General features: G+C 61.6%; 16 protein-coding genes. 9 read left to right on the plus strand and 7 right to left on the minus strand.

Features of this window, described 5'->3' with window-relative positions:
* Positions 1 to 25 precede the first annotated feature (25 nt).
* Together EI969_RS06395 and EI969_RS06400 are read left to right on the plus strand one after the other, a co-directional pair.
* A complete protein-coding gene (locus tag EI969_RS06395) occupies positions 26 to 850 on the plus strand; it encodes an SDR family oxidoreductase (RefSeq protein WP_160386638.1) in 825 nt (274 codons plus the stop codon).
* Between the two features lie 149 nt (positions 851 to 999).
* Positions 1,000 to 1,398: a DUF4440 domain-containing protein gene (locus tag EI969_RS06400; RefSeq protein WP_160386640.1), complete on the plus strand. Its 399-nt coding sequence runs from the start codon at positions 1,000 to 1,002 to the stop codon at positions 1,396 to 1,398.
* 150 nt (positions 1,399 to 1,548) lie between these two features.
* Here EI969_RS06400 and EI969_RS06405 read toward each other — a convergent pair whose 3' ends face one another.
* The 4 genes from EI969_RS06405 to EI969_RS06420 form a co-directional block, all read right to left on the minus strand.
* Positions 1,549 to 2,412 (minus strand): HlyD family secretion protein, encoded by an 864-nt coding sequence (locus tag EI969_RS06405; RefSeq protein WP_160386642.1) that lies wholly within the window; start codon positions 2,410 to 2,412, stop codon positions 1,549 to 1,551.
* A 10-nt stretch (positions 2,413 to 2,422) separates the two neighbouring features.
* Entirely contained in the window at positions 2,423 to 2,623 is a 201-nt protein-coding gene (locus tag EI969_RS06410; protein WP_160386644.1) for a DUF1656 domain-containing protein, read from the minus strand.
* Positions 2,613 to 4,805 (minus strand): FUSC family protein, encoded by a 2,193-nt coding sequence (locus tag EI969_RS06415; protein WP_160386646.1) that lies wholly within the window; start codon positions 4,803 to 4,805, stop codon positions 2,613 to 2,615. The genes EI969_RS06410 and EI969_RS06415 overlap by 11 nt, the downstream gene beginning before the upstream one ends.
* A 138-nt stretch (positions 4,806 to 4,943) precedes the next feature.
* Positions 4,944 to 6,443 (minus strand): efflux transporter outer membrane subunit, encoded by a 1,500-nt coding sequence (locus EI969_RS06420; RefSeq protein WP_160386648.1) that lies wholly within the window; start codon positions 6,441 to 6,443, stop codon positions 4,944 to 4,946.
* Between the two features lie 273 nt (positions 6,444 to 6,716).
* Between EI969_RS06420 and EI969_RS06425 the strand changes: the two genes are divergently transcribed.
* The 7 genes from EI969_RS06425 (at position 6,717) to EI969_RS06455 (ending at position 16,855) form a co-directional block, all read left to right on the plus strand.
* The gene (locus EI969_RS06425; RefSeq protein ID WP_160386649.1) at positions 6,717 to 7,685 is read left to right on the plus strand and encodes a LysR family transcriptional regulator; all 969 of its coding nucleotides are present in this window, start codon (positions 6,717 to 6,719) and stop codon (positions 7,683 to 7,685) included.
* A gap of 654 nt (positions 7,686 to 8,339) precedes the next feature.
* Positions 8,340 to 9,500 carry an efflux RND transporter periplasmic adaptor subunit gene (locus EI969_RS06430; RefSeq protein WP_160386651.1) on the plus strand — a complete coding sequence of 387 codons (1,161 nt, stop codon included), beginning with the start codon at positions 8,340 to 8,342 and terminating at the stop codon, positions 9,498 to 9,500.
* Positions 9,497 to 12,598 carry a multidrug efflux RND transporter permease subunit gene (locus EI969_RS06435; RefSeq protein WP_160386653.1) on the plus strand — a complete coding sequence of 1,034 codons (3,102 nt, stop codon included), beginning with the start codon at positions 9,497 to 9,499 and terminating at the stop codon, positions 12,596 to 12,598. The genes EI969_RS06430 and EI969_RS06435 overlap by 4 nt, the downstream gene beginning before the upstream one ends.
* Positions 12,599 to 12,607: 9 nt before the next feature.
* The gene (locus EI969_RS06440; protein ID WP_160386655.1) at positions 12,608 to 13,285 is read left to right on the plus strand and encodes a heavy metal response regulator transcription factor; all 678 of its coding nucleotides are present in this window, start codon (positions 12,608 to 12,610) and stop codon (positions 13,283 to 13,285) included.
* On the plus strand, positions 13,275 to 14,639 hold the full coding sequence (locus EI969_RS06445) for a heavy metal sensor histidine kinase (RefSeq protein ID WP_160386657.1): 1,365 nt from the start codon (positions 13,275 to 13,277) through the stop codon (positions 14,637 to 14,639). The genes EI969_RS06440 and EI969_RS06445 overlap by 11 nt, the downstream gene beginning before the upstream one ends.
* A 239-nt stretch (positions 14,640 to 14,878) precedes the next feature.
* Positions 14,879 to 15,103 carry a hypothetical protein gene (locus EI969_RS06450; RefSeq protein ID WP_160386690.1) on the plus strand — a complete coding sequence of 75 codons (225 nt, stop codon included), beginning with the start codon at positions 14,879 to 14,881 and terminating at the stop codon, positions 15,101 to 15,103.
* Between the two features lie 246 nt (positions 15,104 to 15,349).
* Positions 15,350 to 16,855 carry a sensor domain-containing diguanylate cyclase gene (locus EI969_RS06455; protein WP_160386659.1) on the plus strand — a complete coding sequence of 502 codons (1,506 nt, stop codon included), beginning with the start codon at positions 15,350 to 15,352 and terminating at the stop codon, positions 16,853 to 16,855.
* A 50-nt stretch (positions 16,856 to 16,905) separates the two neighbouring features.
* Here EI969_RS06455 and lpxC read toward each other — a convergent pair whose 3' ends face one another.
* The 3 genes from lpxC to ftsA all read right to left on the minus strand — a co-directional run bounded on the left by lpxC (position 16,906) and on the right by ftsA (position 20,456).
* Positions 16,906 to 17,817, minus strand: coding sequence for a UDP-3-O-acyl-N-acetylglucosamine deacetylase (lpxC, locus tag EI969_RS06460; RefSeq protein WP_007939852.1), 912 nt, complete (start codon positions 17,815 to 17,817; stop codon positions 16,906 to 16,908).
* A 112-nt stretch (positions 17,818 to 17,929) separates the two neighbouring features.
* Positions 17,930 to 19,123, minus strand: coding sequence for a cell division protein FtsZ (gene ftsZ, locus EI969_RS06465; RefSeq protein ID WP_046041931.1), 1,194 nt, complete (start codon positions 19,121 to 19,123; stop codon positions 17,930 to 17,932).
* 73 nt (positions 19,124 to 19,196) lie between these two features.
* Complete coding sequence (ftsA, locus tag EI969_RS06470) at positions 19,197 to 20,456, minus strand: cell division protein FtsA (RefSeq protein WP_007972611.1); 1,260 nt, start codon at positions 20,454 to 20,456, stop codon at positions 19,197 to 19,199.
* Positions 20,457 to 20,469 lie beyond the last annotated feature (13 nt).

A 20,469-nucleotide genomic window follows, 5' to 3' on the forward strand; every position in this document is an offset into this window, starting at 1 on the left:
CTATTTTTTGCACAAGGAATGCGCCATGCCCGTTGCGTTGATTACCGGTTGTTCCAGCGGCATTGGCCGCGCCCTTGCCGATGCGTTCAAGGGTGCCGGTTACGAAGTCTGGGCCAGTGCCCGCAAGGCTGAAGATGTCGCGGTTCTCACCGCCGCGGGTTTCACGGCAGTGCAACTGGATGTCAACGACGCCGTGGCGCTGGAAGCCTTGGGCGAGCGAATCAACCAGCAGACCGGCGGCCTCGACGTGCTGATCAACAACGCGGGTTATGGCGCCATGGGGCCGTTGCTCGACGGCGGTGTGCCGGCCATGCAGCGCCAGTTCGAAACCAATGTATTTTCCATCGTCGGCGTCACCCGCGCGTTGTTCCCTGTGCTGCGCCGGGCCAAGGGTCTGGTGGTGAATATCGGTAGCGTGTCCGGTGTTCTGGTCACGCCATTCGCTGGCGCCTACTGCGCCTCGAAAGCCGCCGTGCATGCCTTGAGCGATGTCCTGCGCATGGAACTGGCGCCGTTCGGTGTGCGGGTCATGGAAGTCCAGCCGGGGGCCATCGCTTCCAGTTTCGCCAAAAATGCAGGGCACGAAGCCGAGCAATTGATCAGCGAGCAATCGCCATGGTTTCCGCTGCGCGAAGGTATTCGCGCACGGGCCAAAGCCTCTCAGGACAACCCGACCCCGGCCAATGAATTCGCCGCCGGTTTGCTCAAGGCTGTGCAGCAGGACAAGCCACCGCGACTGATTCGTCTGGGCAATGGCAGCCGGGCGTTGCCGCTGCTGGCGGGTTTGTTGCCCAAGGGGCTGCTGGAATTGGGGCTGATGAAACGGTTCGGGTTGCGTGGGCAGCTCTGAAACCGAGTCGCCTGCAATCGCGAGCAAGCTCGCTCCCACAGGACTGGCGCTATTTCAAAATCTGCGCATGACCTGTGGGAGCGGGCTTGCTCCGGGCTGCGATCAGACGATGGCGTCAGAACAATCACCAAAGAATTTCAGGAAACAACATGACCGACTACACCCAATACTTCGACGAAGTGATCCAGGCCCACGTGGCTATCGAACAATGGCTGGCCGAGGAGCGGGACGCATCCGAACTCGAACAACTGCTGAGCCGTTTTTCGCCGCAATTCTCCATGGTCTCGCCGCTCGGCCGGGTGCTGGACTTTGACGCGCTCAACGAATTGTTCACCCTGGCGGGCGGCAAGAAGCTCGGGTTCCGCATCGAGCTCAGCGAGTTGCGTGGTATTGCTCAGTACCAAGGTGGCGCAACCGTGAGTTACCGCGAGCACCAGACCGATGCCACCGGGCAGCACTCGGATCGGCGCTCCACGGTTGTGTTCGAAAAACACGCCGATGGCCGGGTGATCTGGCGGCATTTGCATGAGACGTTTTGCAAGGAGTGAACGCCCGACGCCTGCCTGACGGACTGCGTCGTTCCCTTCGCGAGCAGGCTCGCTCCCACACTGGATTTGTGTCGTACATACAATCATCGTTCACTGAAGATCAAATGTGGGAGCGAGCCTGCTCGCGAAGCAGGCGATTTGGTCTATCGGTTATGCCCCATCACTTTGCTTGACCACCACCGTACAAGTAATCCCCGCCGCCAACACCACACCCTCCGGCACTTCATCGATATGAATGCGCACTGGTACTCGCTGTGCCAGGCGCACCCAGTTGAAGGTCGGGTTGACGTCGGCGATCAGCTCGCGGCTCTCCGGGTTGTCGCGGTCGTAGATGCCGCGCGAGATGCTTTCCACATGGCCCTTGAGCACTTCGCCGCTCATCAGTTGCATGTCGGCCTTGTCGCCGACGCGCACGTGGGGCAGTTTGGTTTCTTCGAAGAAGCCGTAGACCCAGAACGAGTTCATGTCGACCACGGCCATTTTCGCCTCGCCGATGCGCGCGTAGTCGCCGCGATGCACGTTGAGGTTGGTCACGTAGCCATCCACCGCCGCACGCACTTCTGTGCGCTTGAGGTTGAGTTCGGCGGCTTCCAGTTGCGCCTGGGCCTGCTGGTAATCGGCCAGGGCCGAGTCGGCGAGGTTACTGGCGTCGTCGCGGTTTTCCCGGGAGATCACCAGGTTGTCCATGTCGGCGCGACGATGGGCGTTGACCTTGCGCATCTCCCAGTTTGCCTTGCGCGATGCCACCAGGCTTTGCGCCTGCTTCACCGCGAGACGGTAGTGCTCGGGGTCGATCTGCATCAGCAAATCGCCCTTCTTCACCAACTGGTTGTCCCGCACCGGCACGTTCACCACTTCGCCGGTGACGTCGGCGGCGACGTTGATGATGTCGGCGCGCACGCGGCCGTCGCGGGTCCATGGCGTGTTCATGTAGTGCTCCCACAAGGAGCGGCCGATCCACAGCGCGAGGGCCAGCACCAACAGGGTCGCGAGCAGGCTGAAAAACTTTTTCATCAGAACGTTCTCAACGGTAGACAGTCAGCGCCATGGCGCCGAACAGACAGGTAAACAGGCTCAGGCGCAGCAACGCCGGGTGCCAGAAAAAACGGTACAGGTCATACCCGGACAGGAACCGGTCCAGCGCCCAGGCAAGCGCCGCCGCGATGAAAAACATCAGGGTCATGGTCGGCATGTACACGCCGTGGAAGGCGATTTCACGAGGCATGTTCAAGTCCTTGGGGCTGGCTGTTGGCGAAGGCGGCGAGCGGTGATTGCGGATCGAGCAGCGAGGTGCGGATGAAGTGCAGGTAGCTCTTCACCCGGCGCAACGCCGAGGTATCGAAGTGCGGGGCGAAGGGTTCGTCGGTGGACTGCACACGGCTGATCGCGTGATCGACGGCAATCAGCGCGCGTTCGAGGTTGCTGCTGTTCGGTTGCAGGAACAGCCGCACCAGCGCCCGCCCCATCACCCGGATCGCCTGGCGCCACGGTTGGGATTCGGCATAGGCCGGATGCACCGGCAGAATCGCCTGTTCCTTGCGCAGTTCGATGATCGCGTGGCCGACTTCCAGCACCACGAACATCCAGCGCAGCAGGTCCCGCTGCACTTGCGGTTGACCCGCCGCGAAGCCATACGCCTGATGCACCAGATCGCGGGTGCGGCTTTCGAAACTCGACGCCAGGCCCTTGAGCTTGCCGCTGATGGCGTACACCACCTGACCGCGCAGGTCCTGCTCCAACCGGCGCCACAGCCAGCGGCTGTTGGGCGGCAAAATGATCGCCCCGGCCGCCGCGCACACCAGCATGCCCAGCACCATGGCGATGTAGTCATTGATGAAGGTGTAGGGGTTGTAGACCGTGAGGTTGTCCGGCACTGAACCGGTGCTGAAGAAGATCAGCAAACCCAGGCCGACGCCGACGTATTGCGGTCGCGAAGTCAGGAACGAGCCGAGTACGATCACCGGTGCGAGCATCACGCACAGCAATGGGAATCCGTCGATCCACGGAAAAATGAAAAACATCTCGACGAAGCCGATCAGCGCCCCGAGCAATGTTCCGCAGGCCATCTGAAAGGCCATGCGTTTCGGGTTCGGGGTGGCGGCGGACAAGCCCACGGTCGCGGCGGCGATCAGGGTCATGGTCGCGCCGCTCGGCCAGGCGGTTGCCACCCAGTAGCTGCCCAATACCACCAGAATGAACGCTGCGCGAATCCCCGATGCCGCCGCGGCCATCCAGTTGGTTTGCGGGGTGAAGGGCTCGTCCCAGCGCTCCCGCTCGTGACTGTGATCGGCCAGGGAGGCGTGGGTCTGTGCATAACTGTGCAGGTCGTCGACGAAGCGGTAGAGCAGTTCGTACGCCGTGTGGAAGTCCAGCAGTTCGTCGTCGCTCGGTTCGCTCTCCTGAAAGATCGCCCGCAGGCTGCGCACCCGCGCCGGCAACCCTGCCTTGTAGGCGCTCAGCGCCGTAACCAGACGCGCTGCATCGGCGCTGGTCAGCGCACGTCCACTGAAGCCGTCGAGTAATTCGGCGAGGTCTTGCAAGCCCGGTTTTATCGCCGCTACGGCATGATCCGTATTGTTGCTGCGCAAGCGTTCGAGCAACTGATGCAGGGCATTGAAGCGCGTGGTGATGCCCATGAACTCACTGTTCAGGCGGCTGAGTCGTCCATTGCGCCGACGCATGTGCGGGTCTTCGAACACGGTGACGCTGCGCAGCCCTTCCAGTCCGACTGCCTCGGCAATGAAGCGCACATTGCCGGCCTCGAACGCCTCGCGTTGACTGCGGCCACGCAAGCCGTCGGTGACGAACTGGGCAAACACGCCGAAGCGCTGATACAGGGCGTTGCGCATGGCGGCGCTGGCGGTTTGCGGCAGGATGGCTGCACTGATCAGTGTCGAACAGAGAATGCCCAACGAGATTTCCAGTACTCGCCAGACCGCCGCCATGAACGCGCCGTCCGGGTGGGCAAGTGCGGGCAAGCCGACCATCGCGGCGGTGTATCCGGCGAGTACGAAACCGTAGGCGCGGAAGTTGCGGCAGCGGGCGGCGCCGGCCGTGCAGATACCGACCCAGATCGCCAGCGAACCGAGGAACAGCTCAGTGTTCTGCGCAAACAGGGCGATCAGCGCGACCATCACCGCCGACCCGGCCAGGGTGCCGAGAAAGCGATAGAAACTCTTGGCGAACACCTGGCCGCTTTGCGGCTGCATGACGATGAAAACAGTGATCATCGCGGTACGCGGTTGCGGCAGTTCCAGGCGCATGGCCAGCCACAGCGTCAGGAAAGCCGCGGTCAGCACCTTGAAGATATAGACCCAGGTCACGCCATCGCTGCGGACCCAGTCGAAGAAGCCCCGACGCCATTCCAGGGAGTACAGCCAGCGCAAGGGTGCGGGCAAGGGAGTCATCAAATCCTGCTCAATAAATTCCAGTGAAAACCGGAACCTGTGGGAGCGAGCTTGCTCGCGATAGCGGAGTATCAGCCGGCATCAATGTTGGATGTGCCGCCCTCATCGCGAGCAAGCTCGCTCCCACAGGTTTTGTGTTCAACGCAAAAGGCTCGGGGTTTTCGGTGCTGCTGTCTGGCTGTCTTTCGGCACATCGTTGCCCGCCCCCAGACCACCGCCCAACGCCGTCACCAGTTCAGCGTGAGCACTCAACCGCGCCGCCTGAACCTGCTGCTGCACTTGCTGCTGCTTGAACAGCAGGGTCTGGGCGTTGAGCACGTTGAGGTAGTCGGTCAAGCCACGCTGGTAGGCGATCATCGCGATGTCGTAAGTCTTCTGCGCGGTGGCCACCGACTCGGCGGCGAAGGCCTGTTGCTTGTCCATGGACTCACGGCGGATCAACTGGTCGGAGATGTTCTTCAGGGCATTGACCAGGGTCTGGTTGTACCTGGCCACGGCGATGTCATACCCGGCCGAGGCCTCCCCCAACTCCCCACGCAAACGTCCGCCATCGAAGATCGGCAACGAAATCGCCGGCCCCACGCTGTAGTTGAGCTTCTTGCCGGTCAGGAACTCCAGCGCCCCACCGCCGGTGGCCATGTAGCCGAGGCTGCCGACCAGGTCGACGTTGGGGTAGAAACCGGCATGGGCGACATCGATACCCCGCGCCTGCGCCGCCACTTGCCAGCGGCTGGCGACGACGTCCGGGCGCTGCCCGAGCAATTGCGCTGGCAACGAAGAAGGCAGCTTCAGCGGCGCACCCAGCGACAACGTTGGCCGCTGCAACCGCGCGCCTTCACCCGGCCCCTTGCCGGCGAGAGCGGCGAGCTGGTTGCGACTCAAGGCGATTTCTTCGTCGAGGGCATCGAGTTGGCGATGGGTTTCCGGCAGCGGCGTCTCGGCCTGGCTGACCTCGAAATGGGTGCCGATGCCACCGTTCAGGCGTTTTTGCGCCAGCTCGAGAATCTGCTGTTGCTGCTTCAAGGTCGCTTCGACGATGTCCCGTTGCGCGTAATGCAACGAGAGCTCGATGTAGACCCGGACGATGTTGTCCTGTAATTCGAGCTGGGCCTGCCGCGCCTCGGCGACCGTCATGTGCGCCAGGTCCACGGCGCGCTCCGTGGCATTGCTTTCGCGGCCCCAGAGGTCAAGGGCATAGCTGAAACCCAGCGCTGCGTTGTTGTCCCAGGTGGTGCTGTTGGCCAGCTCACCAGGGCCATAGAACGGGTCGGTAGGCCAGTTATGACGCTTGAGGGTGGACTCGCCATTGATCTGCAATGATTCGGCCGCTTCAGCGACGCCGGCCATGGACCTGGCCTGGCGTACCCGGGCAGCGGCCATGGCCAGGCTCGGGCTGCCTTGCAAGGCGAGATCGATCCAGCGGTTCAACTGCGGGTCGCCGTAGGCCTGCCACCATTGCGCGGTGGGCCAGTGCGCATCTTGCGCGGCGCTCTGGATCGCTTCGTCGGTGGCCAGTGAATTGGCCTCCAGCGCCTTGCCCTGCGGGGCAATACCTCCGGTTCCGATGCAGCCGCTGATTGCCAGGGATAAAGCCAAAACACTGAGCGACTGAAGCGCTCTGCTGATGCGACGCGGCACTGCTGCGATTTCCTGAAATGGAGGGAGGCACAAGATTTTGTAGGAGCCGGCTTGCTGGCGATGCAGACACCGCGGTGCATCTGGATGACCGCAGCGATGCCATCGCCAGCAAGCCGGCTCCTACAGTCCGCGCAATTCTATGGGTGGGCTTTGATGGCGATAAGCTGGGATTCTTGTGAATCTTTGTTACCGTTAGCGAGATAATCCGTAAGTCGGGGGTCTCAGCCCCTGAAACTTCGTGTCACAATTTGCCATCGCACTCGAGAGCACCCCATGGACACTTTGCAAAACATGCGCGCCTTCAGTTACGTGGCCGAGGCCGGCAGCTTCACCGCCGCCGCCCTGCAACTGGACACCACCACGGCCAACGTCTCGCGCGCGGTCTCCAACCTGGAAGCCCACCTGCAAACCCGCCTGCTCAACCGAACGACCCGCCGCATCGCCCTGACCGAAGCCGGCAAGCGCTACCTGTTGCGCTGCGAGCAGATCCTGGCCTATGTCGAAGAAGCCGAAGCCGAGGCCAGCGACGCCCACGCCCGCCCGGCCGGACAACTGAAAGTGCACACCATGACCGGCATCGGCCAGCACTTCGTGATCGACGCCATCGCCCGCTACCGCAAGACCCACCCGGACGTGACCTTCGACCTGACCATGGCCAATCGCGTGCCGGACCTGCTCGACGAAGGCTACGACGTGTCCATCGTCCTCGCCCGCGAACTGCCGGACTCGGGTTTCGTCTCCCAGCGCCTGGGCATCACCTACAGCATCGTTTGCGCCTCGCCGGCCTACGTCAAAGCCAACGGCTGCGCACAAAAACCCGGCGACCTGCTCAACCACGCCTGCCTGCGCCTGGTCAGCCCGGTGATCCCGCTGGAAAAATGGGCGTTCGACGGCCCCGATGGCCAGGAAATGGTCACCATCAACAGCTCACCCTTCCTGGTGAACTCCGCCGACGCGATGAAATCCGCGATCATCAGCGGCATGGGCGTAGGCGTCCTCCCGCTGTACGCCGCGATCGAAGGCCTGCGCAGCGGCACGCTGGTCCGCGTGATGCCCAAATACCGCTCGCAGGAGCTGAACCTGTATGCGATCTACCCTTCGCGCCAGTACCTGGATGCGAAGATCAAGACTTGGGTCGAGTATCTGCGTGGATCGTTGCCGGAATTGCTGGCGGCGCATCAGGCGGAACTGGCGGCGTATGAATTGAGCGGGAGTCTGGGTGGGGTTCGGGTGGCGAATTGACGCGCATACCTGTAGGAGCAACAGCAGATCGGCGTGCATCTCCGTAGGAGCGAGCTTGCTCGCGAAAAACCTGAGGGCGCCGGGGTGAGTCAGGTTTCCCGCGTTATCGTTGACGTCCATCGCGAGCAGGCTCGCTCCTACAGAGGAGCAACAGCAGATCGGCTCACCACTCAACAGGCCGAGCGTTAGCTCGCCTGCAGCTCTTGATCTTGATCCACCCGCCCCCTCGGGAGGCTGAGCGGAGGCGTTCATCCGGGGATTGGCGCGCAGCGCCGTTCGACGCAGTCGAACTCATTGCATGTAGGTCGAAGCGAAGCCGACCGGAGGGCAATGCCCCCGGATGAATGTCGGAGCGAAGGAACGCCGAGCCCCAGCGAGGGGCCGGACGTTCGGGGCGAGACCTTTTGGTTCCTTTTGGCTGGGCCGGCACTCCGGGCGTTTGCCAAAAGGGACTCGCCGTAAGGGCGAAACCGCCAGCCGCCGTTACCGAAGAAACGGATATGTACACGGTCACCCACAACATGGTCGGCCCAGAGGCCGCCAAGACACAAAACTGACAGCGCCGTCAGTTAGCCGTCACCCTCCTGACCACCAAACAGGTTTATAAAGGAAACTCCCCTTCGACCCAAAACCCAGCCCCGGCGCCCCACTCGCATGCGAATCCAGAAAAACCCCGCCCTGCTCGTCGCCCTTCTGATCGTCCTGGCAGCGCTGGGCCTGTGGTACGCCATCAAACCGGCCAAGGCCAAACTCGCCACCCCCAGCGCCATCCCCGTGCGCGTGGTCGCCGTCGCCGAAAAAGACGTGCCGCGCTACGTCAGCGGCATCGGCTCGGTGTTGTCCCTGCACAGCGTCGTGGTCCGCCCGCAAATCGACGGCATTCTCACCAAAATCATGGTCAAGGAAGGCCAACTGGTGAAAAAAGGTGACCTGCTGGCCACCATCGACGACCGCTCGATCCGCGCCAGCCTCGACCAGGCCCGGGCACAACTGGGCGAAAGCCAGGCGCAACTGCAAGTGGCACTGGTCAACCTCAAGCGCTACAAGCTGTTGAGTGTCGACGACGGCGTGTCCAAGCAGACCTACGACCAGCAACAGGCGCTGGTCAATCAGCTCAAGGCCACGGCCCAAGGCAACCAGGCATCGATTGATTCCGCTGAGGTACAACTTTCCTACACACAAATTCGCTCCCCGGTCAGCGGGCGTGTCGGCATTCGTACCGTCGACGAAGGCAACTTCCTGCGCATGACCGACACCCAAGGCCTGTTCACGGTGACCCAGATCGACCCGATCGCCGTGGAATTCTCCCTGCCACAGCAAATGCTGCCGACCCTGCAGGGCCTGATCAACGACCCACAGCACGCCCGGGTCAAGGCCTACATCGGTGCCGACACCGACGGCGAAACCGGCAACCTGCTCGGCGAAGGCCATCTGACCCTGATCGACAACCAGATCAACGCCAACACCGGCACCATCCGCGCCAAGGCCGAGTTCGACAATCAGGGCCAGAAGCTTTGGCCGGGCCTGCTGGTGACGGTAAAGATTCAGACAGCCCTGGACAAAGATGCGCTGGTGGTGCCGCCGACAGTCGTACAACGCGGCCTCGATCAGCACTTCGTGTACCGGGTCAATGGCGACAAGGTCGAAGCCGTGCAGGTGCAGATGGTCTATCAAGGCAGCGGCCTGGACATCATCAAAGGCGTGAAGCCCGGTGATGTGCTGGTCAGCGATGGCCAGTCGCGGCTCAAACCGGGTTCGACGGTGCAGGTGATGACCGAGCCGCCGCAAGTGGTGCAATCGGAGGCCGCGCAATGAAGGGCCAAGGTTCGATATCCGCCTGGTGCATCGACCACCCGGTGGCCACGGTCCTGCTGACGTTCGCCCTGGTGCTGCTGGGTGTCATCGCGTTTCCGCGCCTGCCGGTAGCGCCCTTGCCGGAGGCGGAATTCCCGACCATCCAGGTGGCCGCGCAACTGCCCGGCGCCAGCCCGGAAACCATGGCGTCCTCGGTGGCCACGCCCCTTGAAGTGCAATTCAGCGCCATTCCAGGCGTGACCCAGATGACCTCGAGCAGCGCACTGGGCTCGACCAACCTGACCCTGCAATTCACCCTCGACAAGAGCATCGACACCGCCGCCCAGGAAGTCCAGGCGGCGATCAACACCGCTGCCGGCAAGTTGCCCAAGGACATGCCGAACCTGCCGACCTGGCGCAAGGTCAACCCGGCCGACAGCCCGGTGCTGATCCTCAGCGTCAACTCCTCGCAGATGCCCGGCCCGGAACTCAGCGACCTGACGGAAACCCTGTTGTCCCGTCAGCTCAGCCAGGTCGACGGCGTAGGCCAGGTCTCCATCACCGGTCAGCAGCGTCCGGCGATCCGTGTCCAGGTTTCGGCGGACAAACTGGCGGCCATCGGCCTGACGCTGGCCGACATCCGCCTGGCCATCCAGCAGACCAGCCTTAACCTGGCCAAAGGTGCGTTGTACGGGGAGTCGAGCATCTCGACCCTGTCCACCAATGACCAGTTGTTCCATCCCGACGAATACAGCCAGTTGATCGTTTCCTACAAGGATGGCGCACCGGTTCACCTCAAGGATGTCGCCAAAGTCGTCAACGGTTCGGAAGATGCCTACGTCCAGGCCTGGGCGGGCTCGCAACCGGGGGTCAACCTGGTGATCTTCCGCCAGCCGGGGGCCAACATCGTCGAGACCGTGGACCGCATTCAGGCGGCGTTGCCGGCGCTGGAAGCCATGTTGCCCGCCTCGGTGCAGGTCAAGGTGCTGATCGACCGCACCCAGACCATCCGCGCTTCGCTGCATGAAGTGGAAATCACCCTGCTGATTGCCATCATGCTGGTGGTGGCGGTGATGGCGCTATTCCTGCGCCAGCTGTCGGCCACGCTGATCGTATCCGCGGTACTCGGTGTGTCACTGATCGCCAGTTTCGCCCTGATGTATGTGATGGGTTTCAGCCTGAACAACCTGACGCTGGTGGCGATCGTGGTGGCCGTGGGCTTTGTGGTCGACGATGCGATCGTGGTGGTGGAAAACATACACCGCCATCTGGAGGCCGGTGACGGCATGCGCGAAGCAGCGATCAAGGGCGCCGGCGAGATCGGCTTCACCGTGGTCTCGATCAGCTTTTCGCTGGTGGCGGCGTTCATTCCGCTGCTGTTCATGGGCGGCGTGGTCGGGCGGCTGTTCAAGGAGTTCGCCCTGACCGCCACCTCGACCATCATGATTTCGGTGGTGGTCTCCCTGACATTGGCGCCAACGCTGGCGGCGCTGTTCATGCGCGCGCCGGTGCATCACGCCCACGACAAACCGGGCTTCGGTGAACGCCTGTTGGCGTGGTACGAAAAAGGCCTGCGCCGCGCCCTCGCCCACCAGAAAAGCATGATCGGTGTATTCGCTTTGTCGCTGGCTCTGGCCGTCGCCGGTTACATCTTCATTCCCAAAGGCTTCTTCCCGATCCAGGACACTGGTTTCGTCCTCGGCACCACCGAAGCCGCTGCCGATATTTCCTACGGCGACATGGTGAAAAAACACCTGGCGATGGCGGAAATCGTCGCCGCCGACCCTGCCGTGGAAACGTTTTCGCACTCGGTCGGAGTTTCCGGCAGCAACCAGACCATCGCCAACGGCCGCTTCTGGATCACTCTGAAAAAACGCGGCGACCGCGACGTCTCCGCCAGCGAGTTCATCGACCGGATTCGTCCGCAACTGATGAAAGTGCCGGGCATTGTCCTGTACCTGCGTGCCGGGCAGGACATCAACCTCAGTTCCGGCCCGAGCCGTGCGCAGTATCAATACGTGCTCAAGAGCAATGACGGCGCGACCCTCAGCACCTGGACCCAGCGCCTGACGGAAAAACTGCGCGCCAACCCGGCCTTCCGCGACATCTCCAACGACCTGCAACTGGGCGGCAGCATCACCCATATCAGCATCGACCGCAGCGCGGCAGCCCGTTTCGGCCTGACCGCCAGCGACGTCGACGAGGCGCTGTACGATGCGTTCGGTCAGCGCCAGATCAACGAATTCCAGACTCAGGTCAATCAATACAATGTGATCCTGGAACTGGACACCAAGCAGCGCGGCAAAGCCGAAAGCCTCAACTATTTCTACCTGCGCTCGCCCCTGAGTGGAGAAATGGTGCCGTTGTCGGCCCTGGCCAGGTTCGATGCGCCGACCATCGGCCCGCTGTCCATCGCCCATGACGGCATGTTCCCGGCCGCCAACCTGTCGTTCAACCTGGCGCCCGGCGTGGCGTTGGGCGATGCGGTGATCATGCTCAACCAGGCCAAGGCCGACATCGGCATGCCGGCCGCCATCAGCGGCAATTTCCAGGGTGCGGCCCAGGCGTTCCAGAGTTCGCTGGCCAGCCAGCCGTGGCTGATCCTCGCGGCGCTGGTGGCGGTGTACATCATTCTTGGTGTGCTCTACGAGAGTTTCGTGCACCCGCTGACGATCATTTCGACCTTGCCTTCGGCGGGCCTCGGCGCGGTGATCATGCTGTGGATCTGCGGCCAGGACTTTTCGATCATGGCGCTGATCGGGCTGGTGCTGCTGATCGGTATCGTCAAGAAAAACGGTATCCTGATGATCGACTTCGCCCTCGAGGCGCAGCGCAATGGCGGCCTGTCGCCTGAGGAGGCGATCTTCAAGGCCTGCATCACGCGCTTCCGGCCGATCATCATGACCACCCTCGCCGCCCTGCTCGGCGCCCTGCCGCTGATGCTCGGCTACGGCACCGGCGCCGAACTGCGCCAGCCGTTGGGGATCGCGGTGGTCGGTGGCTTGCTGGTGAGCCAGGCGCTGACGCTGTTCACCACGCCGGTCATATACTTGTGGCTTGAGCGGCTATTCCATCGACCTGAACCTGCGCCCGTACCGGCGCTGGTGACCACAGACTGAGGCGGGGTCATGCGCGTTCTGATTATCGAAGACGAGGAAAAAACCGCGGACTACCTGCACCGCGGCCTGACGGAACAGGGTTACACCGTGGACCTGGCACGGGATGGGGTCGAAGGCCTGCACCTGGCGCTGGAGAGCGACTACGCGGTGATCGTCCTCGACGTGATGTTGCCGGGCCTCGACGGCTTCGGCGTGTTGCGCGCCTTGCGTGCGCGCAAGCAAACCCCGGTGATCATGCTCACCGCCCGCGAACGTGTAGAAGACCGTATCAAGGGCCTGCGTGACGGTGCCGATGACTACCTGGGCAAACCGTTTTCCTTCCTTGAACTGGTGGCGCGCCTGCAAGCGCTGACCCGGCGCAGCGGCGGCCATGAGCCGGTGCAGGTGAGCATCGCCGACCTGTGGATAGATTTGATCAGCCGCAAGGCGACTCGAGCTGGCGCACGGCTGGACCTGACCGCCAAGGAGTTCTCGCTGCTCAGTGTGCTGGCCCGGCGTCAGGGTGAAATCCTCTCGAAAACCGCCATCGCCGAAATGGTCTGGGACATCAATTTCGACAGTGACGCCAACGTCGTCGAAGTCGCGATCAAACGCCTGCGGGCCAAGCTCGACGGGCCGTTCGAAGAAAAACTGCTGCACACCATTCGTGGCATGGGTTATGTGCTGGAGAGCCGTGGTGTCCAGTAACTCGATCGCGCTGCGTTTAAGCGGGATGTTTACGCTGGTGGCGTTGCTGGTGTTCCTGTTGATCGGCTGGGCGTTGTACCAACAGGTCGACAAAGGCCTTGGCCTGCTACCGGAAGCCGAACTGGATGCGCGCTACAGCGTGCTCGAATCCACGGTCGGCCGTTACGGCACACCCGAGCATTGGGTGAAGATCAACAACAAGCTCAACCTGCTGAGCGAAGAAGACAAGCGCATCAGTTTCTGGATCATCAGCGGCGATCCGCACTACGAATACGGCAACCTGACCCCGCAGGTCCGCGCCTTTGCCCAAGGGCCGCTGGGCACGCGCGACATGCATCTGGCGGAGCACCCGTATCCGCTGAAAGTGCTGGTCAGCGAGTTCCCGGCCAAGGATCAGCGCCCACCGCTGCGCTTCATGATCGCCATCGATACCGAGACGTTTTTCCACACCCAGCATCAACTGCTGATCGCGCTGATCAGCCTGGCGATCGTCGGCGTACTGCTGGCCTCGGCACTGGGTTACTGGGTGGCGCGGATCGGCCTCAAGCCGTTGATCAAACTGTCCCAGGAGGCCCAGCGCCTGGCTCCGCCGTTGCGCTCGGGGCGCTTGCGCTTGTCACCCTTGCCACCGGAACTCGACCAGTTCGTCAGCTCGTTCAACTCGACCCTGGAACGGGTTGAGCAAGCGTACTCGCGCCTTGAATCGTTCAACGCCGACGTCGCCCACGAATTGCGCTCGCCACTGACCAACCTGATCGGCCAGACCCAGGTCGCACTGACCCGCGGACGCTCCGCCGAACATTACTTCGAAGTGCTGCAATCGAACCTCGAAGAGCTTGAGCGACTGCGCTCGATCATCAACGACATGCTGTTCCTCGCCAGCGCCGATCAGGGCAGCAAGGCGACCAAGCTCACCTCGACCTCGCTGGCCGATGAGGTGGCCACGACCCTGGAGTATCTGGACTTCATTCTCGAAGACGCCCAGGTCCGGGTTGAAGTCAGTGGTGACGCGCAAGTGCACATCGAGATCGCCCATCTGCGCCGGGCGCTGATCAACCTGCTGAACAACGCGGTGCAGCACACCGCGCCCGGGCAAGTCATCGAGGTGCACATTGAAGCCGCAGAACACCAGGTCAGCATCGGTGTCGCCAACCCCGGCTCGCCGATTGCCCGCGAACACCTGCCACGGCTGTTCGAACGCTTCTACCGGGTCGATGCGTCTCGCAGCAACAGCGGCCACAACCATGGCCTTGGGCTGGCCATCGTCAAGGCTATTGCGTTGATGCATGGTGGGGATGTGTTTGTGCGCAGTGATCAGGGGATGAATACGTTCGGGATTCATCTTCCCGTCTGAAACCCTCTTTCTTTGTGGGAGCGAGCTTGCTCGCGATACAGGCGACTCGGTACAACTCAAGGACCGAGGTGCTGCTATCGCGAGCAGGCTCGCTCCCACATTGGATTTGGGTTGAACAGTCAACCAACTGTTGCCATAACAGCAACAGTCCTTTCATGAATCCGCTCTTTTTCCCCTCGCCGCATATCCTTATCTTTGCCCGCACCAAACAGCACTTGCCAAGCAAGAAGGTTTTAAAGATGTCCAACAGTATGGGTATTGTCAGCGCTTTCGTTTTGTCCTCTTTGTTCCTGTCGCCATTGGCGATGGCGGAAGAATCGCAGACGTTCGTCGCGCATAACACCGCACGCGCCGCGGCGTTCGAAGAGCACCGGATCGAGATGACGGCCAAGGCCGTGCAAGACACCCAGGCCCCGCAAGCATCCAGCACCCAGTCCCGGCCACAGGCCGGGAAAGACAGCTGACCTGCACCTGTCGCCCTGCTTTCCCCGACACTTTTCATCGGCTCTTCCCTTTGAAAGGTTGTCCCCAAAGCCGCTGCTGTCAGCGGCTTTTTTTATGGTGGAAACTCAACCTTCATTACATTTTTTGCAACGAAAGGCCCTGATGCCCGGGCGATTGATCAATCGTCAGAACAACAGGAACGATTCACTCGGCTGCTGCCTATATGGAACTACGCTTACTACGTTCATCCAGCAGACCTCAGCCCTATGACCGCAAGCCGCACCCCACATTTTCAAGGCCCGCCCGGGCGTCCCGAAATCCTGGTGATCTTCGGCAGCACGCTGACGGTCATCTCGATCCTGTGCATCGTCACGTTCCTGCTGATCCGCGAGCACGCCAATGCCCAGCAGACCGCCACACGCAGCGCCACCACCATTGCGCAACTGATCGATGCCGATGTCCTGCGGACGGTCGAGCTCTATGATTTGACCTTGCAGGGCCTGATTGCCGCCGCCCAGCGGGACGACCTGAAGCAGGTTTCGCCGCAGGTCCGTCATCTGGTGCTGTTCGACCGCTCTACCACCGCGCGCTACAAGGGCGACATCCTGTTGCTGGACAAGCACGGCGAAGTGCTGGCCGACTCGTCGTTGATCGAACCGAAACCGGGTAATTTCGCTGACCGCGATTACTTCCTGGCCCATGCTTTCAATCGCGACACCGGCATGTTTATCAGCCGACCGTTCAAGCCGCGCTGCGACTGCGAAGACAGCGACGAATGGCGTATCAGTTTGAGCCGGCGCATTTCCTCTCCCACGGGAGAGTTTCTCGGGGTCGCGGTGGCGTCGATGCGCCTGAGCTACTTCGACCAACTGTTCAACAGCCTCGACATCGGCAGCGGCAGCACGTTGGGCATCATCAACGATGACGGGATTCTGTTGGCGCAGAAACCGCACCGGGAACAAAACTCCATCGGCAAAAGCTTCTCCAGCCGCCCCAACGTCATACGCATGCTGCAAGAGCGCAGCGGTACCTTCGAAAGCGTGTCCAGCGTCGACCATCAACGACGCCTCTACACCTTTACCCGGGTCGGCAATCTGCCGCTGACCGTCATCGTGGCCCTTTCCATCGATGAAGTGTTCGCCACCTGGAACCGCACGGCCTATGTGATCAGCGGGGCTACCGGGGTTTTGTGCATCGGTTTGTTGTGGCTGACCTGGCTGCTCTGCCGCGAACTGCGCCTGCGTCAAAGTGCCGAGCAGGAACTGGCGCAACTGGCAGCCACCGATGCCTTGACCGGCGTGGCCAACCGTCGGTCCCTCGATCAAGCCCTGCGCCATGAATGGTTTCGTGCGCAACGCAGCGGTAAGCCGTTGTCATTGCTGATGATCGATGCCGATCACTTCAAGGCCTTCAATGACCGACACGGGCACCAGGCTGGCGACGAAGCGCTACGGGCATTGGCCGAGGTCATCAGCGCCAATGTCCATCGCCCCACAGACCTGGTGGCACGCTACGGAGGCGAAGAGTTTTCGGTGGTCCTGGCCGAAACAGGCAGTGAGGGTGCATCGCAGATTGCCGAACATATTCGTGAAGCGGTGCAAAAACTGCCGCTGGTGGACGTCGGTGAACCGCCGATGAGCGTGAGCATCGGCATTGCCACCTGGACGGCGGCCAGCGATATGAACCTGGAACAATTGCTGTTCAGCGCGGACAAGGCGCTGTACCAGGCCAAGGACGGGGGACGTAACCGGGTGGTGTGCGCCAAGGCATAAAAAAAGGCCACCCGAAGGTGGCCTTTAAAAAACTAGAGAGGTTTTTTTGCTTACACGGCCGCAACCGGGCGCATGTAAGAGATCGGTGCAGTGCTGGCGTCTTCGAACGTCACGACTTCCCAGGCATCTGTCTGCTCAATCAACTTGCGCAGCAGCTGGTTGTTCAGTGCGTGGCCGGACTTGAAGCCCTTGAACTCACCAATCAGGCTATTGCCCAACAGGTAGAGGTCACCAATTGCATCGAGAATCTTGTGCTTCACGAATTCGTCTTCATAGCGAAGGCCGTCTTCGTTCAGTACGCCATCGGCGTCGACCACAATAGCGTTTTCAACACTGCCGCCGAGTGCGAGGTTGTGCTTGCGCAGGTACTCGATGTCACTCATGAAACCAAAGGTACGGGCGCGGCTGACTTCTTTTACAAACGAAGTGCTGGAAAAATCCACGCTTGCACTTTGGGTGCGGTCACGGAAAACCGGGTGATCGAAATCGATCTCGAAGCTCACCTTGAACCCTTCGAAAGGGACGAAAGTAGCGCGCTTGTCGCCATCTTCCACTGTCACTTCACGCAGGATGCGGATGAACTTCTTGGCGGCGTCCTGTTCTTCCAGGCCAGCCGATTGAATCAGGAATACGAAAGGTCCGGCGCTACCATCCATGATCGGGACTTCGGACGCGGAGAGCTCGACGTAGGCGTTATCGATGCCCAGGCCTGCCATGGCCGAGAGCAGGTGCTCTACCGTGTCCACTTTGACGTCACCGTTAACAAGCGTGGTCGACATAGTGGTTTCACCAACGTTTTCCGCGCGGGCAGGAATCTGCACCACGGGATCGAGGTCGGCGCGACAAAACACAATGCCGGTGTCGACAGGCGCTGGCTTGAGGGTCAGGTAGACCTTCTCCCCGGAGTGCAGGCCGACACCTGTGGCACGGATAATATTCTTCAGGGTGCGTTGTTTAATCATGGCATGGGCCGCTTCAGCGCAAATTGCGAACTGGTATCAACAAAGGCTGGCGATGATAGCAGACCAGACCTTTGCTGAACACCAATCACCCTAATACCCCTGATACATTTCATCAATCGGCCTGACGACGCAGGAAAGCCGGGATGTCCAGGTAGTCCAGGTCATCTTGCGGATTCATCTTCGCGGCAGTCGCAGCACCGGCCTGAGCCTGGTTGCGCATGACGGTCGGACGGTCCAGGTCACGGTAGTTCACCGCTGGAGCTTCCTGACGAACAGGGGCCTGTTGTTGAGGCTGTGCAGCCATCGACGTGTGGACGGTGTTGTCGATGACCTTTACAGGCTTCTCGATTTTAGCGCCTAAACCTGTGGCAACGACAGTCACGTGCAGCTCGTCGCGCATGTCCGGATCGATAACGGTACCGACCTTGACCATCGCGTGCTCGGAAGCGAATGCCTCGATGATGCTACCCACGTCGGAGTACTCACCCAGGGACAGATCCGGACCGGCGGTAATATTTACCAGGATGCCGCGAGCGCCTTGCAGGTTCACGTCTTCCAGCAGCGGGTTGCGAATGGCCGCTTCGGTGGCCTCGCGTGCACGGTTCGGACCGCTGGCGCAGCCAGTGCCCATCATTGCCATGCCCATTTCGCTCATCACGGTACGCACGTCGGCGAAGTCGACGTTGATCATGCCCGGACGCTTGATGATGTCGGAGATACCGCGAACGGCACCGGCCAGTACATCGTCAGCCTTGGCGAAAGCCGACAAGAGGCTTGCGTCTTTACCGAGGATGGTCAGCAGCTTCTCGTTGGGGATGGTGATCAACGAGTCGACGCTTTCAGACAGCAGACGGATGCCTTCGTCGGCGATCTGCATGCGCTTGCGGCCTTCGAACGGGAACGGACGGGTCACCACCGCAACGGTGAGGATCCCCATTTCCTTGGCCACTTCGGCGATGATCGGCGCAGCACCGGTACCGGTACCGCCGCCCATGCCCGTGGTGATGAACACCATGTTGGTGCCCTGCAGGACTTCGGCGATGCGCTCACGATCTTCGAGAGCGGCCTGACGACCTACTTCAGGGTTGGCGCCAGCGCCCAGGCCCTTGGTCACGCCGGTGCCCAATTGCAGGATGGTGCGCGCGCCGATGGATTTCAGCGCCTGGGCATCAGTGTTGGCGCAGATGAACTCGACGCCTTCAATGTTGCTCTTGACCATGTGGTTGACAGCGTTGCCGCCGCCACCGCCGACACCGATAACCTTGATTACCGGGCTTGCGGGGATGTTGTCTACGAGTTCGAACATTTTCCCTCTCCTTTACATTCTCTAGTTTTTTCGCCTACTGCGTGCTTCGGTGTAACGGTGTAGCGGTAAATCTTCAGAAATTGCCCTGGACCCACTTCTTCAGGCGGTCCAGCAGCGGAGCCTGTGGCTCTTCATTGCTGTAGCTGTCGCGGCTGCCGATGCCCGAGAACGAGATGCCGTCGGACTGCTTCTGCAGGCCGTACATCAAGAGGCCGACGCCGGTGGAGTAAATCGGGTTGCGCACTACGTCATCCAGGCCTTTCACGCCATGCGGCACGCCCAGGCGCACCGGCATGTGGAAGATTTCCTCGGCCAGCTCGGTAGCGCCTTCCATCTTCGCCGTACCGCCGGTCAGCACGATGCCGGCCGGGATCAGGTCTTCGTAGCCGCTGCGGCGCAGTTCGGCCTGGATCAGCGTGAACAGTTCGTCGTAGCGCGGCTCGACCACTTCGGCCAAGGCCTGGCGGGACAGTTCGCGCGGCGGACGGTCGCCGACGCTTGGCACCTTGATGGTTTCACCGGCACCGGCCAGCTTGGCCAGGGCGCAGGCGTAGCGGATCTTGATTTCTTCGGCGTACTGGGTCGGAGTGCGCAACGCCATGGCGATGTCGTTGGTCACCTGGTCACCGGCAATCGGGATCACCGCGGTGTGACGGATCGCGCCTTCGGTGAAGATCGCGATGTCGGTGGTGCCGCCACCGATGTCCACCAGGCACACGCCCAGCTCTTTCTCGTCATCGGTCAGTACCGAATAGGCGGAAGCCAGCTGTTCGAGAATGATGTCGTCGATTTCCAGACCGCAGCGACGCACGCATTTTTCAATGTTCTGTGCGGCGTTGACGGCGCAGGTGACCACGTGGACCTTGGCTTCCAGACGTACGCCGGACATGCCCAGAGGCTCGCGAACGCCTTCCTGGTTATCGATCACGTAATCCTGCGGCAGGGTGTGCAGCACGCGCTGGTCAGCCGGGATCGCCACGGCCTGGGCGGCGTCGAGCACGCGCTCAAGGTCCGCCGAGCTGACTTCGCGATCACGAATCGCCACGATGCCGTGGGAGTTCAGGCTGCGGATGTGATTGCCGGCCACGCCGACGAACGCCGAGTGAATGCGGCAACCAGCCATCAGCTGCGCTTCTTCGATGGCGCGCTGGATCGATTGCACGGTGGACTCGATGTTCACCACCACGCCTTTTTTCAGGCCACGGGATGGATGGGTACCGATCCCGACGATTTCCAGCGTGCCGTCGTCCGCGACCTCGCCCACCAGCGCCACCACCTTGGAGGTGCCGATATCGAGACCGACGATCATTTTGCCGCTTTGCACGTTTGCCATGGGTCCTGCCTCT

The sequence above is a fragment of the Pseudomonas sp. PB101 genome (assembly GCF_009764265.1).
Taxonomy (GTDB): domain Bacteria; phylum Pseudomonadota; class Gammaproteobacteria; order Pseudomonadales; family Pseudomonadaceae; genus Aquipseudomonas.